The organism is Pseudomonas sp. NGC7, from assembly GCF_047159675.1.
In the GTDB taxonomy this organism is placed as follows: domain Bacteria; phylum Pseudomonadota; class Gammaproteobacteria; order Pseudomonadales; family Pseudomonadaceae; genus Aquipseudomonas; species Aquipseudomonas kermanshahensis.
Genome location: NZ_BAAFZY010000001.1, coordinates 6,076,713 through 6,090,829, shown reverse-complemented (window position 1 = coordinate 6,090,829; position 14,117 = coordinate 6,076,713). Strand labels below are relative to the sequence as shown.

Annotated in this window: 11 protein-coding genes and 1 pseudogene; 7 read left to right on the top strand and 5 right to left on the bottom strand. The window is 63.1% G+C overall.

Features of this window, described 5'->3' with window-relative positions:
• The first annotated feature begins 147 nt into the window (after positions 1-147).
• Entirely contained in the window at positions 148-1,812 is a 1,665-nt protein-coding gene (locus tag ACMCNM_RS27180; protein ID WP_412765748.1) for a putative bifunctional diguanylate cyclase/phosphodiesterase, read from the top strand.
• Between the two features lie 31 nt (positions 1,813-1,843).
• Here ACMCNM_RS27180 and ACMCNM_RS27175 read toward each other — a convergent pair whose 3' ends face one another.
• Positions 1,844-3,232 (bottom strand): NorM family multidrug efflux MATE transporter, encoded by a 1,389-nt coding sequence (locus ACMCNM_RS27175; protein WP_412765747.1) that lies wholly within the window; start codon positions 3,230-3,232, stop codon positions 1,844-1,846.
• Between the two features lie 154 nt (positions 3,233-3,386).
• On the opposite strand from ACMCNM_RS27175, the gene ACMCNM_RS27170 reads away from it, so the two are divergent.
• Positions 3,387-4,340 carry a LysR substrate-binding domain-containing protein gene (locus ACMCNM_RS27170; RefSeq protein WP_027592180.1) on the top strand — a complete coding sequence of 318 codons (954 nt, stop codon included), beginning with the start codon at positions 3,387-3,389 and terminating at the stop codon, positions 4,338-4,340.
• A gap of 3 nt (positions 4,341-4,343) precedes the next feature.
• On the opposite strand, the gene ACMCNM_RS27165 is transcribed toward ACMCNM_RS27170, so the two are convergent.
• The gene (locus tag ACMCNM_RS27165) at positions 4,344-5,738 is read right to left on the bottom strand and encodes a VOC family protein (RefSeq protein ID WP_412765746.1); all 1,395 of its coding nucleotides are present in this window, start codon (positions 5,736-5,738) and stop codon (positions 4,344-4,346) included.
• A gap of 278 nt (positions 5,739-6,016) precedes the next feature.
• Between ACMCNM_RS27165 and ACMCNM_RS27160 the strand changes: the two are divergent.
• A pseudogene (locus tag ACMCNM_RS27160) lies at positions 6,017-6,283 on the top strand (transposase); the annotation flags it as partial.
• A gap of 225 nt (positions 6,284-6,508) precedes the next feature.
• On the opposite strand, the gene ACMCNM_RS27155 reads toward ACMCNM_RS27160, so the two are convergent.
• A complete protein-coding gene (locus ACMCNM_RS27155) occupies positions 6,509-7,393 on the bottom strand; it encodes a LysR family transcriptional regulator (protein WP_027592182.1) in 885 nt (294 codons plus the stop codon).
• Positions 7,394-7,528: 135 nt separating this feature from the next.
• Here ACMCNM_RS27155 and ACMCNM_RS27150 point away from each other — a divergent pair, with 135 nt between their 5' ends.
• Complete coding sequence (locus ACMCNM_RS27150) at positions 7,529-9,019, top strand: aldehyde dehydrogenase family protein (RefSeq protein WP_012274799.1); 1,491 nt, start codon at positions 7,529-7,531, stop codon at positions 9,017-9,019.
• A 181-nt stretch (positions 9,020-9,200) separates the two neighbouring features.
• On the top strand, positions 9,201-10,487 hold the full coding sequence (locus ACMCNM_RS27145) for an NAD(P)/FAD-dependent oxidoreductase (protein ID WP_412765745.1): 1,287 nt from the start codon (positions 9,201-9,203) through the stop codon (positions 10,485-10,487).
• A 107-nt stretch (positions 10,488-10,594) separates the two neighbouring features.
• On the opposite strand, the gene ACMCNM_RS27140 is transcribed toward ACMCNM_RS27145, so the two are convergent.
• On the bottom strand, positions 10,595-12,022 hold the full coding sequence (locus tag ACMCNM_RS27140) for a mechanosensitive ion channel family protein (protein ID WP_099430783.1): 1,428 nt from the start codon (positions 12,020-12,022) through the stop codon (positions 10,595-10,597).
• Between the two features lie 335 nt (positions 12,023-12,357).
• Positions 12,358-12,510 (bottom strand): hypothetical protein, encoded by a 153-nt coding sequence (locus ACMCNM_RS27135; protein ID WP_177323865.1) that lies wholly within the window; start codon positions 12,508-12,510, stop codon positions 12,358-12,360.
• A 257-nt stretch (positions 12,511-12,767) separates the two neighbouring features.
• Here ACMCNM_RS27135 and ycaC point away from each other — a divergent pair, with 257 nt between their 5' ends.
• Together ycaC and ACMCNM_RS27125 are read left to right on the top strand one after the other, a co-directional pair.
• Positions 12,768-13,397: an isochorismate family cysteine hydrolase YcaC gene (gene ycaC / locus ACMCNM_RS27130; RefSeq protein ID WP_085272178.1), complete on the top strand. Its 630-nt coding sequence runs from the start codon at positions 12,768-12,770 to the stop codon at positions 13,395-13,397.
• 117 nt (positions 13,398-13,514) lie between these two features.
• On the top strand, positions 13,515-14,081 hold the full coding sequence (locus ACMCNM_RS27125) for an antibiotic biosynthesis monooxygenase (protein ID WP_027592186.1): 567 nt from the start codon (positions 13,515-13,517) through the stop codon (positions 14,079-14,081).
• Positions 14,082-14,117 lie beyond the last annotated feature (36 nt).

Here is a 14,117-nt window from a genome sequence, read left to right as displayed (position 1 = left end):
TCGTATTTGCCGGTTGGCCTGGTTTCGCGCACGATGCACGACGAAATGTGTCGTTGCCTACATATATAAAAGCGTAAATCATTTTCATTCATGCAGTGGCATACTTGGCCTCTGCCGTTGCACCCGCCCATGCCCTAAGGAGCCCGCTTGTCCACGCCTGTCGAACCGTTGCGTTTGCTGCTGTTGGCTGATGAGCCGGAATGGGCCGTGCTGTTGCGCGAGTGCGTGCAGGCACTGAGCGGCAGCGCGGTGTTGTTGACCGCACCTGACTGGGAGTCGGTCGACAGCCTGTTCAGCCACGACCGCCAAGCCGTGATCCTGGCCACCCCGGCCTTGCTGCCAGCCCCCGGCCGCTGCGAGCTGCCCACGGTCGTGCTGCTCGATCACGAGCCTGAAGTGGCGCCCACCGGGGTCAGCGACTGGCTGGTGCGTGACCACCTCAATGCCGATGCCTTGCGCCGCTCGTTGCGCCACGTTCGCGAGCGCGGCGTGCTGGTTGCCACCTTGCAACGCCTGGCCGAGCAGGACCCGCTGACCGGTATTGCCAACCGCCAGGGTTTCCAGGCCTTGCTGACCACGCGCCTGGCAGAGGGGGATGGCCGTGGCCTGGCCCTCGGCCACCTCGACCTGGACAACTTCCGCCACGTCAACGACGCGCTTGGCCATCAAAGCGGCGATCGGCTGATCCTGCAGGTGGTGGCACGGCTCAAGCTGCAACTGGAGGCCGGCGACCAGCTGGCCCGGCTGGGCAGTGACGAATTCGCCCTGCTGATCGATACCCGCCGCGACCCGAACCGCGCCGAGTGGATGGCCGAACGCATCATCGAAGCCTTGGCCGAGCCCTACTGGATCGACGGCGAAAGCCTGCTGCTCGGCTGCAGCCTGGGCCTGGCTCACGCCCGGGCGCAGGGCGGCGCCGACCCGCTGATGTGGCATGCGCACATCGCCATGCGCCAGGCCAAGGGTAGCCAGGGCTGTACCTTTCATGTCTTCAACGAACGCATCAACCGCAACGCCCGCAGCCTCGCCGACCTGGAAAGCGAGCTGCGCCGGGCCCTGCGCCGTGACGAGCTGGAGCTGCATTACCAGCCACGGCTGAACCTGGCCGATGGGCGCATCGTTGGCCTCGAGGCGCTGGTGCGCTGGCGCCATGCCGAGCGCGGCCTGTTGCCGCCCAGCGAGTTCGTGCCGCTGGCCGAGCAGAGCGGGCTGATCGTGCCGCTTGGCTACTGGGTGATATCGCGCGCGCTGCGTGACATGCAGGCGCTGTGCGAGCATGGCCTGCCGCCGCTGCACATGGCGGTGAACCTGAGCTTCAGGCAGTTTCAGGACAGCCAGCTGCTGGCCACCCTGAGCCGGTTGATCATCGAGCACGGCGTCGATGCGCGCTGGCTGGAGTTCGAGCTGACCGAGACGGCGGTCATGCGCCGCAACGAACAGGTGCGCCAGACCATGGATGCCCTTGGGCGCTTGGGCGTGCGTTTTTCCTTGGATGACTTCGGCACCGGCTTCTCATCGTTCGTGCACTTGAACAGCCTGCCAATCGCCTTGCTCAAGGTTGACCGCAGCTTTGTCGCCGAGATGGAAATGCGCGAGGAGAACCGCAAGCTGGTGCACGCCATGATCAACCTGGCGCATAACCTCAACCTCGAAGTGGTTGCCGAGGGAGTGGAAAGCGAAGCGCAGATGGCGTTGTTGCGCGAGTTCGGCTGTGACCAGGTGCAGGGATTTTTGGTCAGCAAGCCGCTGCCGGTGGCGGAGTTGATGGCGTTTTTGCAGGACTGTGGAAGGCCGCATCTGGTTAGCCTGTAAAGCGGCTAGGGCTGCAAAGCAGCCCCGGCAATCACACAGGCAGTGCAGACCTGTCAGGCAAACTCGCCTTTCTCAACAGCCGTTTCATCCGCCATTCAAAGCCAAGGGTCAGCGCCACTGCCGCACAGGCCAGCCCTAACGCCAGCCCCCACCAGATCCCGACCGCGCCGCCTCCCAGGTTGAAGGCGAACAGCCAAGCGCTGGGGGCGCCCACCAGCCAATAGCAGCACAGCCCGATCAGGAAGGTGGTCTTGGCATCCTTCAGCCCACGGATCGAGCCCATGGAGATGGTCTGCATGCCGTCGAACAGCTCGAACCAGGCCGCGACCATCACCAGTTGCACGGCCAGTTGGTAGATGGCCGCGAACGCGGGGTCGTTGCGGTCGATGAACAACCCCACCAGGGCATCCGGCAACAGCCAGAACAGCGCGGCGAAGGCGAACATGATCATCCCGCCAAAACCGATCCCCACCCGGCCTGCGCTGCGGGCCGCGAGCAGGTTGCCGCCGCCGTAGTACAAGCCCACGCGCATGGTTACGGCATAAGACAGCCCGGTGGGCACCATGAACGCCGTGGAAACGATCTGCAGCGCGATCTGATGCGCCGCCAGCTCCGTGCTGCCGAGCACGCCCATGCACAGTGCGGCAAAAGCGAACAGGCCCACCTCCACCATGTACGTGCCGCCAATCGGCAGGCCCAGCCGCCACAGCTCGCGCAGGGCCGGCAAGGAAGGGCGTGACAGGCCCTGGCGCAGCGGGTAGGCGGCATAGGCCGAATGCCAGCGGATGTACAGGGCCAAGGCAATCGCCATGCCCAGCGACACCACGGCAGTGACCAGGCCGATGCCCATCAGGCCCAGCTTGGGCAGGCCGAACATGCCTTCGATCAACGCAACGTTGAGCAGGTAGTTGAGCACCGTGCCTATCACGCTGATGACCATCACCGGCGTCGAGCGGCCAAGCGCGCTGGTGAAGCCACGCAGGGCCATGAAGGTCAGGTAGCTGGGCAGGGCCAGCGGCAGCAGGGTGAGAAATTCGGCGGCCGAGGCGACGTTCTCCGGCTGTTGGCCAAACATCAGCAACACCGGCTCCAGGTTCCACAGCACCAGCGCCGCGACCAGGGCCAGGCCCCAGGCCAGCCACAGGCCGCTTTGTGCCAGACGTGTGACGCCCTCGATGTCGTTGGCACCCTTGCGGATGGCCACCAGCGTGCCGACCGCGGCGATCACGCCCAGGCAAAAAATCGACACGAACGAGTAGCTCGCAGCGCCCAAACCGCCGCCCGCCAAGGCTTGCGGGCTGATGCGGGCCATCATCAGGGTGTCGGTCAGCACCATCAGCATGTGCGCCAACTGCGAGGCGATCAGCGGCCCAGCCAGGCGCAGCAAAGCCTTGAGTTCGGTGGTAGGCGCTACATGCATGCGTGTGGTCCTTTTCCTGATCCCGTGAGCGAAGGGCGATTCTGAGGCTTTGGTCAGCTTTGCACAAAAGGATAAAAACGATCATTGGCATGAGTTTGACTCATGTGTTTATGCTGTCAGCGATCCGTTCCCCAGCCCGCATGGCAGGTGCCTAATGTCTCGTCAGCTTCCACCGTTGTATGCCTTGCGCGCATTCGAAGCCGCTGCGCGACTGAGCTCCTTCACCCGTGCCGGCGAAGAGCTTTCGATTACCCAGAGTGCGGTCAGCCGCCATATCCGCACCCTTGAACAACACTTCGCTTGCCGCCTGTTCGTGCGCAGCGGCCGCAGCTTGCAATTGACCGAAGCGGCCAGGGTGTTGCTGCCCGGCGTGCGCGAAGGCTTCGCCGCGCTGGAGCGGGCTTGCGACACCTTGCGCGGCGAAGATGACATCTTGCGCATGAAAGCGCCCTCTACCCTGACCATGCGCTGGTTGCTGGCCCGCCTTAGCCGTTTTCGTCACCTGCAGCCCGGTAACGAAGTGCAGCTGACCAGTGCCTGGATGGACGTCGACCATGTCGACTTCAACCAGGAACCTTTCGATTGCGCCGTGTTGCTCAGCGATGGCGTGTTCCCGGCGCATTGGGAAGTGCGCCGGTTGTTTCCCGAACTGCTGATCCCGGTGGGCGCCCCGGACCTGCTCGATGATGGGCCGTGGGACGAGCGTCGGCTGGCCTGCATCGAACTGCTGCACCCGACCGTGGACAAGCGTGACTGGCGCGAATGGCTGGAACGCATGGGGCTTAGCGACAAGGTGTCGCTTAAGGGCGGCCAGGTGTTCGATACCCTGGAGTTGGGCATGATCGCAGCGGCGCGTGGCTATGGCATATCGATGGGGGATTTGCTGATGGTGGCCGAGGATGTGGCGCAGGGGCGTTTGAGCTTGCCCTGGCCAACGGCGGTGCCCAGCGGCATGGATTACTACCTGGTGTGGCCGCGCACCCGGCCGGGTGGCGAGCGTTTGCGGCGCTTGAGCGAATTCTTGCACGCGGAGGTGGCGGCGATGGACCTGCCAGATGTGCAGGTCCTGCCGACGCTTGGGCCGCAGCGCGACCCAATGCGACCCTAAGGCTTACATCGACCCCAGGTTCAGCGCCTGTGCACACGCCTGCAACGAGCGGCGCTCGCTCTGCGCATACAACGCCAGCTCATCCTGCACCTTCAGCCCCAATGCAGCTTCGAACGCCTCACGGTTAGCGTTGCTGCCGTATTCTGCCTGCGCATCATCGCCCAGGTTGGACTGGAAGATCCCCGCTGCACTCACTGGCAGGAAGTCTTCGTACACCAGCGCCTCGAAGTGCACATGCCCCGCATCGATCAGCCCTTGCAGGGTGGTCGGGCGGTCGCTGTGATCGCGAGCGGCCAGGCCTTTTTCGGTGGCGAAGTAACGGAAGTAGGCCAGGCCCTGTTCACGCATCTGCGCCAGGTCGTCGGGGAACTCGGCGAAGGTCTGGCTCAACAGCGTCCTGTAACGCTCGGCATTGGCTTCGGCTGGCACACCGCCCAAGGCGGCGCGGGTAGCATCAAGCAGTTTGTCGTACAGCTGGCGACCCTTCGGCGTCAGTGCGGCACCGCGTTGTTCGATCTCGCCGAAACGCGCGGTGTGGCTGCCCTCGCTGCCTTGCTGACCGCTGAAGGCGACTTTTTCCTGCAGCGCCTTGAAGCTGGTCTGGCGCAGCAGGATTGGGTGGCGGCGGGTGGGCGGGCCTTCGACCACGGCCTTTGGTGGAATGCCCTTGGCCGGCATGCCGACCTGGATCGCGTCGATGTCCAGGGTGCGCGGGGTCAGGTGGTTGATGTGCGGGCCCTTGAAGGCCACCACATCGGCAATCAGACGGTGCTGGTCGTGCAGTTGCTGGTACTGCTCGGCGGTTACCGTGGCGTCATGGTGCCAGCGGAAGGTGTGCAGCGCTTCCTGCACGAACGCCTCGGCGTCGGCTGCGCTGAGGCCGCCGTCACGCTCGCACTGGGCAATCAGCTCGAGTACGCGCGGGGTGAAAATCTTGCGTTTGGCCAGGATGCCCTGTGCCAGTTCGCGCAGTTGCGGGTTGTCGATCAATTCCAGGCGCAGCAGCGAGGTGAACACCCGGAACGGGCTGATATGCAGGGACTGCTCGTGCACGGCGCGGAAGGCGGTGGAGTGCACGGGTACGCCTGCAGAGCTGAGGTCGTAGTAGCCGACGGGCTCCATGCCCATCACCGCGAACAGTTTGGCGATGGTGGCCAGTTCTTCGGCGGTGCCGACGCGGATGGCGCCGTGGCGTTCCTGGTCCAGGCGCTCGATTTCGCCGGTCCAGCGCAGCGCTTCGGCCACCTCTGGTTGCTGGGTCATCACCTGCTGGTTGATTTCGCTCACCAGCTCCAGCAGCGTGCCATACAGCGGCACTTCCTGTTTGTACATGAGCGACATGGCGGCAGAGAACTGCGCGCGGATGCTGTCTGGGCTGACGAAATCGTGGGCGGGCATCGCTAGCTTCCTGATTGGGTTCGGACGCTTACATGAAAGCTGGGAATGCACATGGCTCACAAGCGAAAAAAAGTGCGAGTGTCATTCCTTTTTTGATCGACCTGTCCCGTCCTGAATAAGGTTTACACCTCCCATCCCGAATTTCCGGAGATCCAGATGGCGCAAGGTGTTAAGCGTACTCAGCGTGATTACTCCCCTCGGCTGGAAAACACCCGCTGAAGCTCTGAATGAGTATCTAAAATCTGTTCAACAATCTTGTGTTGCGACGATCGATTGAATCCGCCCAATACTGCTCAGCGCTGTACCAGTCCCTTCATCAGCGGTACGGAGTTCAATGCTCGATGACTGATGGATATGACTGTTACCAGAACGCGCTAGCTGAGCGAATCAACGGAATTCTTAAGATGGAGCTACTGTTGAGCAGCCCTGAAGACCTGGAACAAGCGAGGCAGATGGTTGACGAGGCAGTGCAAATCTACAATACGGAGCGGCCACATATGGCCCTGAAAAACAAAACGCCCGATGCGGTGCATCGGGCGCTCTGAGGCCTAACGGCCTCACCTGAAAAGGTGTAAACCTATTTCAGGACTAGACAACCTCGAGGTGCTGCGCAATGCCTTTGGGAGCAACTGTCTTGTGGTGCCTGTTCCGGCCTCATCGCAGGCAAGCCAGCTCCCACAGGTACGGCGCTAGCCTTGGAGACTACATAGTTCGGGTGGGAGCTGGCTTGCCTGCGATGGGCCGCAAAGCGGCCCCCAGCAATCTCAAACCTACAACTGCTCGCGAATCCACTCCACCAACGCCCGCACCTTCGGCACCTCCGCCGCATGCTCGGCATACGCCAGGTAATGCGCCCCGGTGCTCTTCATCGCATGATTCCAGGCAATGACCAGGCTGCCTTCATTCAGCTCCTTGGCCACCAGGTACCGCGGCACCAGCGCCACCCCACAGCCCGCCTGCGCCGCGCTCAAGGCCATATAGAACGTATCGAACCGGGGCCCATGGTAGGCGCTCACACTCTGCAGCCCCAGCTCCAGAAACCACTCATGCCACGCCTCTGGCCGCGATGTGCTTTGCAGCAGCACCAGCTCGGCCAACTCACCGGCATCGGCCAGCGCCCGCCCGGCCAACAGCTCCGGCGCGCACACTGGCACCACCTCTTCGCGGAACAGCTCCACGCAGGTCGCCCCCGGCCAGGTGCCTTGCCCATAGAAGAACACCACATCCGCCGAGCCTTGCAGCAAAGCGAATGGTTCCATCTCGTTACGGATGTCCAGGTGGATATTGGTGTGGCGCTTGCCAAAGCCTTTGAGGTGGGGGATCAGCCAGCGCACGCCAAAACTCGGTTGAGTGGCTACCTTCAATATCTCGGTCTGCTCGCCATAGGTCAGTACGTAGCGGCTGGACATGTCCACCTGGGTGAGGATCTTGTTGACCTCGGCCAGGTACAGGCTGCCCGCTGGCGTCAGTTGCAGGCGGCGGCGAATGCGCAGGAACAGGTGGTGGCGCAGCATGTCTTCGAGTTGCGCCACTTGCTTGCTGACCGCGCTCTGGGTCAGGTGCAGCTCTTCGGCGGCACGGGTGAAACTTAAATGACGGGCTGCAGCTTCAAAGCACTGCAGGGCGGTCATGGAGGGCACCAGGCGTTTGGACATAGCGGTCTCTGCGGCTCAAATCATTACCTGACGGAATGATATGCGGAATAAAGGTCGTTTGTTGCACTGGTGTGATCGGATTAATACTGATCCACATCATTTTTCCACCCCATCACCGATGTAGGAGATGCACAAATGGTTGCTGGATTGCTCGAGCGCCTTGGCGTTGCCGCCGAGGCTTACACCCAGGGCGACTACCCTGTTCACACGCCGATCGACGGCAGCCAGATCGCCTCGGTGAAACTGCTCGGCAAGGCCGAGACCATCGCCCGCATCGATCAGGCGCAAAGCGCCTTCGACGCCTGGCGCACCGTGCCGGCCCCACGCCGTGGCGAGCTGGTCCGCCTGTTCGGTGAAGTGCTGCGTGAACACAAGGCCGACCTCGGCGAACTGGTTTCGATCGAAGCTGGCAAGATCACCCAGGAAGGCCTGGGTGAAGTCCAGGAAATGATCGACATCTGCGACTTCGCCGTCGGCCTGTCGCGTCAGCTGTACGGCCTGACCATCGCCTCCGAGCGCCCTGGCCACCACATGCGTGAAACCTGGCACCCGCTGGGCGTGGTTGGCGTGATCAGCGCCTTCAACTTCCCGGTTGCCGTCTGGGCCTGGAACACCGCGCTGGCCCTGGTGGCCGGTAACTCGGTGGTGTGGAAGCCGTCGGAAAAGACCCCACTGACCGCCCTGGCCTGCCAGGCGCTGTTCGAAAAAGCCCTGAAAGCCTTTGGCGATGCACCGGCTGGCCTGGCGCAACTGGTCATCGGTGGCCGTGAAGCGGGCGAAGCGATGGTCGATGACCCACGTGTGCCGCTGGTCAGCGCCACGGGCAGCACCCGCATGGGCCGTGAAGTCGGCCCACGTGTTGCCGCACGCTTCGGCCGCAGCATTCTAGAACTGGGCGGCAACAACGCCATGATCCTGGCCCCGAGCGCGGACCTGGACCTGGCTGTGCGCGGCATCCTGTTCTCCGCCGTGGGTACTGCGGGCCAGCGCTGCACCACCCTGCGCCGCCTGATCGTGCACCGCTCGATCAAGGACGAAGTGGTTGCCCGCGTCAAAGCCGCCTACGGCAAAGTACGTATCGGTGACCCACGCAAAGACAACCTGGTGGGCCCGCTGATCGACAAACTGTCGTTCGACGCCATGCAGGGCGCGCTGGCCAAGGCCCGCGACGAAGGTGGCCAGGTGTTTGGCGGCGAGCGTCAGCTGGCTGACCAGTACCCGAACGCCTACTACGTGTCCCCAGCCATCGCCGAGATGCCGGCCCAGAGCGACGTGGTTCGCCACGAGACTTTCGCGCCGATCCTCTACGTGCTGGCCTACGATGATTTCGAAGAGGCCCTGCGCCTGAACAACGAAGTGCCACAAGGCCTGTCCTCGTGCATCTTCACCACCGACATCCGTGAAGCCGAGCGCTTCCAGAGTGCCTCGGGCAGCGACTGCGGCATCGCCAACGTCAACATCGGCACCAGCGGCGCCGAGATCGGCGGTGCGTTTGGTGGCGAAAAAGAAACCGGCGGTGGTCGTGAATCCGGTTCGGATGCCTGGAAAGGCTACATGCGTCGTCAGACCAACACCGTCAACTACTCGCGCGAGCTGCCGCTGGCGCAGGGTATCGTGTTCGACTGATGCTGCATGGCCGGGGGCTTTGCCCCCGGTTCGCGGGGCAAGCCCGCTCCCACAGGATCCCCGCTGCCTTTCAGGCCTGTGTGGTCCCTGTGGGAGCGGGCTTGTCCCGCGAATGGGCCGCAAAGCGGCCCCAACAAAACCAGATGCACCCGCAATAAGAACAACACTGCTGGAGCCGGCCATGTCCGAACTGCGTCAACAATGCTTGTGGGAATTCGTCAGCAAACCGACCGTCGCCGCCCAGGCTCTGGCCGGTGAGCACAAGGCCGATGTCTGTGTCATCGGTGGCGGCATCACCGGCCTGTCCGCAGCGATCCACCTGCTCGAACAGGGCAAGTCGGTGATCTTGCTGGAAGCCTGGAAGATCGGCCACGGTGGCTCCGGACGTAACGTCGGCCTGGTCAATGCCGGCACCTGGATCCGCCCCGACGACGTCGAGGCGACCCTCGGCCAGAAGCAGGGCAGCCGCTTGAACAAAGTGCTTGGCGAAGCACCGGGCGAGGTATTCGCCATGATCGAGCGCCTGGGCATCGACTGCCAAGCCCAGCACAAAGGCACGCTGCACATGGCGCACAACGCCACCGGCATTGCCGACCTCGAAGCCCGCCATGAACAATGGAGCCGCCGCGGTGCTGACGTCGAGCTGCTGACCGGCGCTCAGTGCCAGGAATACTGCGGTACCGACAAGATTTCCGCCGCGCTGCTCGACCGCCGCGCCGGCACCATCAACCCCATGGGTTACACCCAAGGCCTGGCCGCTGCGGTTTCGCGCCTGGGTGGCAAGGTGTTCCAGCAGTCCTCGGTCGAGGGCCTGGAGCGCGAAGGCGATGGCTGGCGCGTGAAAACGGCACGTGGCTCGGTGCGCGCCGACAAGGTGGTGATTTCCACCGGTGCCTACACCGAAGGCGACTGGAGCAACCTGCAGAAGCAGTTCTTCCGCGGTTACTACTACCAGGTCGCGTCCAAGCCGCTGCACGGCGCTGCCGCTGACAAGGTGCTGCCGCATGGCCAGGGCTCCTGGGACACCCGCACTGTGCTCAGCAGCATCCGCCGCGACGACCAGGGCCGCCTGCTGCTCGGCAGCCTGGGCCGGGTCGACAACAAGCCGGCCTGGTTCGTGCGCAGCTGGGCTGACCGTATTCAGAGCCATTACTACCCTGAGCTGGGCAAGGTCGAGTGGGAGATGCACTGGACCGGCTGCATCGACTTTACCCCCGACCACCTGATGCGCCTGTTCGAGCCGGCGCCGGGGCTGGTGGCGGTGACCGGTTACAACGGTCGCGGCAACACCACCGGGACCGTGATCGGGCGAGCGTTTGCCGAGTTCTTGCTCAAGGGCGAAGCGGACAGCCTGCCGATTCCGTTCTCGCCGATGACCGGGGTGAGCGCCCCGTCGCTGCGCACGGCGTTCTACGAGTCCGGGTTCTCGCTGTACCACGCGGGGCAGTGCTTGAGGGTGGTGTTGTAATTACTGGCCTCTTCGCGGGCAAGCCCGCTCCCACAGGTTTTCACAGCCTTCAGCAACTGTGGATTACCTGTGGGAGCGGGCTTGCCCGCGAAGAGGCCGGTGCATATTTACTTGTGCAACCAACTGAGAAAGCCACCTTTCTTGATCAGGGTCGGCTTCTGCAGCAACAACGACTCCCGGCTCTGCCGCCTGAACCGCTGCAACTTGCTCAACGCCGTCTGCACCTCGCCCCGCTGCACCAGGCAGCTCTTCACCTGTTCCTTGTCGATGCGGTAAAGCACGCAACTGGTCAGCGTGCGGAACTCGGCAAAGCCGTCGTCTTCGTCGATGATGCCCTCGATCCCCAGCACTTCCCCCGGCCCCATGCGCCCGGCCTCCAGCAGCTTGTCACCATCGCGAATCGACGCTGAAACCACGCCGCTGCCAATCACCAGCAGGTGGTCCGAGCGCTCGCCCACACCCAGGATCACTTGGTCCGCCAGGTATTCCACGGCCGTCATGCGCTGGCTCAGCGCATCGCGCTCTTCATCGCTCAGCGAGCGGAACACCCGCACTTCATCCAGCACCTCGCGTTGGCGGCTGCGCGGCGGCAGGGCCAGGTCGACGTTCCACATCACGCCACTGGCCTCCAGGTGCCGATGGGCCAGGTCGAACAGCTGATTGCGCGCGTCGGTCTTGCCGCCCATGTCGGCAATGAAGCCACTGGCTTCGTACTCCACCGACTCCAGGGTCGAAGCCTTCACCGTGACCTTGGGCTTGGGCGTGGCGAGTATCGCGCGCGTGCCCTGCAGGGCCTTTTCCAGCGCATCGAACACCCGCTTGGGGCGCACCTTGGCCGGCACCACCACACTGATCGACACCCCATGCACGTCAGGCGGGCGGCTGTGGTTGAGCAGTTTGGCTTTGGCCGCCACCGAATTGGGGATCACCGCCAGGCTGCCGGCACTGGTCAGCAGCCGCGTGGCACGCCAGTCGATGTCCAGCACCTTGCCTTCGGTGCCGTCGATGGAGATGGCATCGCCGATCTGATACGGCCGCGTCGTGTTCAGCACGATGCCGCTGAACACGTCGGCCAAGGTGCTTTGCAGCGCCAGGCCGATGACGATGGCCATCACCCCGGAGGTGGCCAGCAGCCCCTTCACCGGCAGTTGCATCACATAGCCCGCCGCCGCCACCACCGCCGCCAAAAAGATCAGCGCCCCCAGCACATCCTGCAGCAACCGCCCGCCATGGCTACCACGCGCCACCAGCAACAGCCCGAACACCACAGTCACCGTGCGCGCACCGAACAGCCACCAGCCGATCGTCAGCACTGTCGCCATCAGGTTGCGCGACACATCGTCAGGCCATGGCGGCGGCTGCAAAGGACTCATGCCCGCGGCCAGCAGCACCCAGCTGAACAGCAGGAAAATCACCAGCCGCGAGCCGATACGCCAGGCCCGGCGTTGGAGGGGGATCAGTTGCCAGAGAATCAGGTCGAGCAGGATCAGTGAAGTGCCGAGCAACAACGGGGACGACTGGATGAAAGCCAGCATGGTGGTCTCGGGGGTGAGGGGAGGGCTGTGCGTAGTAATAGAGCAGGTTGGGCAGGCAGGCAATGGGGGACGGGTAAGTTGTATCTGACGGTCAAGGCCGTTGCCCTGTGGTCGAAGGGGTCGCGGGCTGTGCTCCAACTACATCCCGCATTGCCGCAAAGCTGTTGACTTGCTCAAAGACTGTGATAGCGTTTTACCCGAGCGCGAAACCAGTTGCCATTCAGCGGCAGTAACTGGCGTAGGAACCCCGTCGATGGCTGAATCATCAGCGCAGGGTGAGACCTCCACACCCCGGCTTGAGGGTGTGTATATGAATATCAAGCGTCTATTCAGGGCTACTGGTGACAGTGGCCCTTTTCTTTGCCCGGCAGAAACTCATAGCGCTTGTACAGCAGTTCGCCATGGCGGTGCTTGTTGAGTGCTTTCGCGTCGCACTGCATGAAATTCCACAGTATTTTTCCGCTCTCGAGCGTAACGATCGCCAGCATCTGCCGCTTGGCTTCATATCCCCCTGGATTTTCTTCAGACGAAGCAATGGCGTAGGAATTGGCTTGTGGTCTTCAACAAGCCCAGCGTCCATGAAGCCGGCTTGCCGGTTTACAGGCCTGCCAATCAATCGTTCACAAAACAGAACGCTAAAGCCAAAAACCGCTATCTACCGCTCCAAAGGTGATGGTTTTAATCTTCTCCCATCAACGCGAAACACCCCACTTACTGAACATCAAAACCCTTAGGAGCAACGACCATGGCCCCATTCAAATACAACCGCCTGAACAAAGACGACGCCGCTGTGCTGCTGGTCGACCACCAGGCTGGCCTGCTGTCCCTGGTCCGCGACATCGAGCCAGACGCGTTCAAGAACAACGTGCTGGCCCTGGCCGACCTGGCCAAGTTCTTCAACCTGCCCACCATCCTCACCACCAGCTTCGAGCAAGGCCCCAACGGCCCGCTGGTGCCTGAATTGAAAGCGCTGTTCCCAGACGCCCCTTACATCGCCCGCCCAGGCCAGATCAACGCCTGGGACAACGAAGACTTCGTCAAAGCGGTAAAAGCGACCGGCAAGAAGCAGCTGATCATCGCTGGTGTAGTGACTGAGGTCTGCGTCGCCTTCCCGGCCCTGGCAGCCTTGGAAGAAGAGTTCGAGGTGTTCGTGGTAACCGATGCGTCCGGCACCTTCAACGCGATGACCCGCGATGCCGCCCATGACCGCATGAGCCAGGCCGGTGCGCAGCTGATGACCTGGTTCGGCGTGGCCTGTGAGCTGCACCGCGACTGGCGCAATGACGTCGAAGGCCTGGCGGCGCTGTGCTCCAACCACATCCCGGACTACCGCAACCTGATGACCAGCTACAACGCCTTCAACGCCGGCAAGTAACCCGCCGCGCACCGGGCACCGACCGTCGGTGCCCGGCAAGGGCAGCACACCCATTCAATCCTCCGCCCGTTCGCTGTTGCACAGTGAGTGCGGGCCAGCTCATCCCAAGGAATGTCGATGAACACCGCACTCCAAGACAACCGCAACGTGGTCACCCTGGTCATCCAGCACAAGGTTCGCGCCGAGGCGCTGGCCGGCTACGAGGACTGGCTCAAGCACACGGTCAGTGCCGCGCGCCGCCAACCCGGCCACCTCGACGTCAACGTGATCCGCCCCGAAGACGGCGGCCGCCACTTCACCACCGTGGTGCGCTTCAGCGATGCCAGCCTGCTGCAGGCCTGGGTCAACTCCACCGAGCGCCAGACGCTGGTCAGCCAGGTGCTGCCGCTGCTGGAGGAGGGCGACAACACCCAGGTTCACGAAGACCCAGAGTTCTGGTTCACCCCACCGAGCACCACGGCGGCACAACCGCCGCGCTGGAAGCAAGCGTTGCTGACCTACCTGGTGATCTGCCCGATGACCATGGTCATTCCGCAACTGCTGGCGCCGTTGTTCGCGCGCTTTCCGCACTTGGGCGGCGCGATCACCGGCAACCTGATCGTCAACCTGTTTGTCATCCTGCCCGTGGTGTTCTACATCATGCCGTGGGTAACCCGCCGCTGCGCCAACTGGCTGCGTGGCTGATTCAGCCCCTTCCCCATAGACTTTCAAGGAGATACC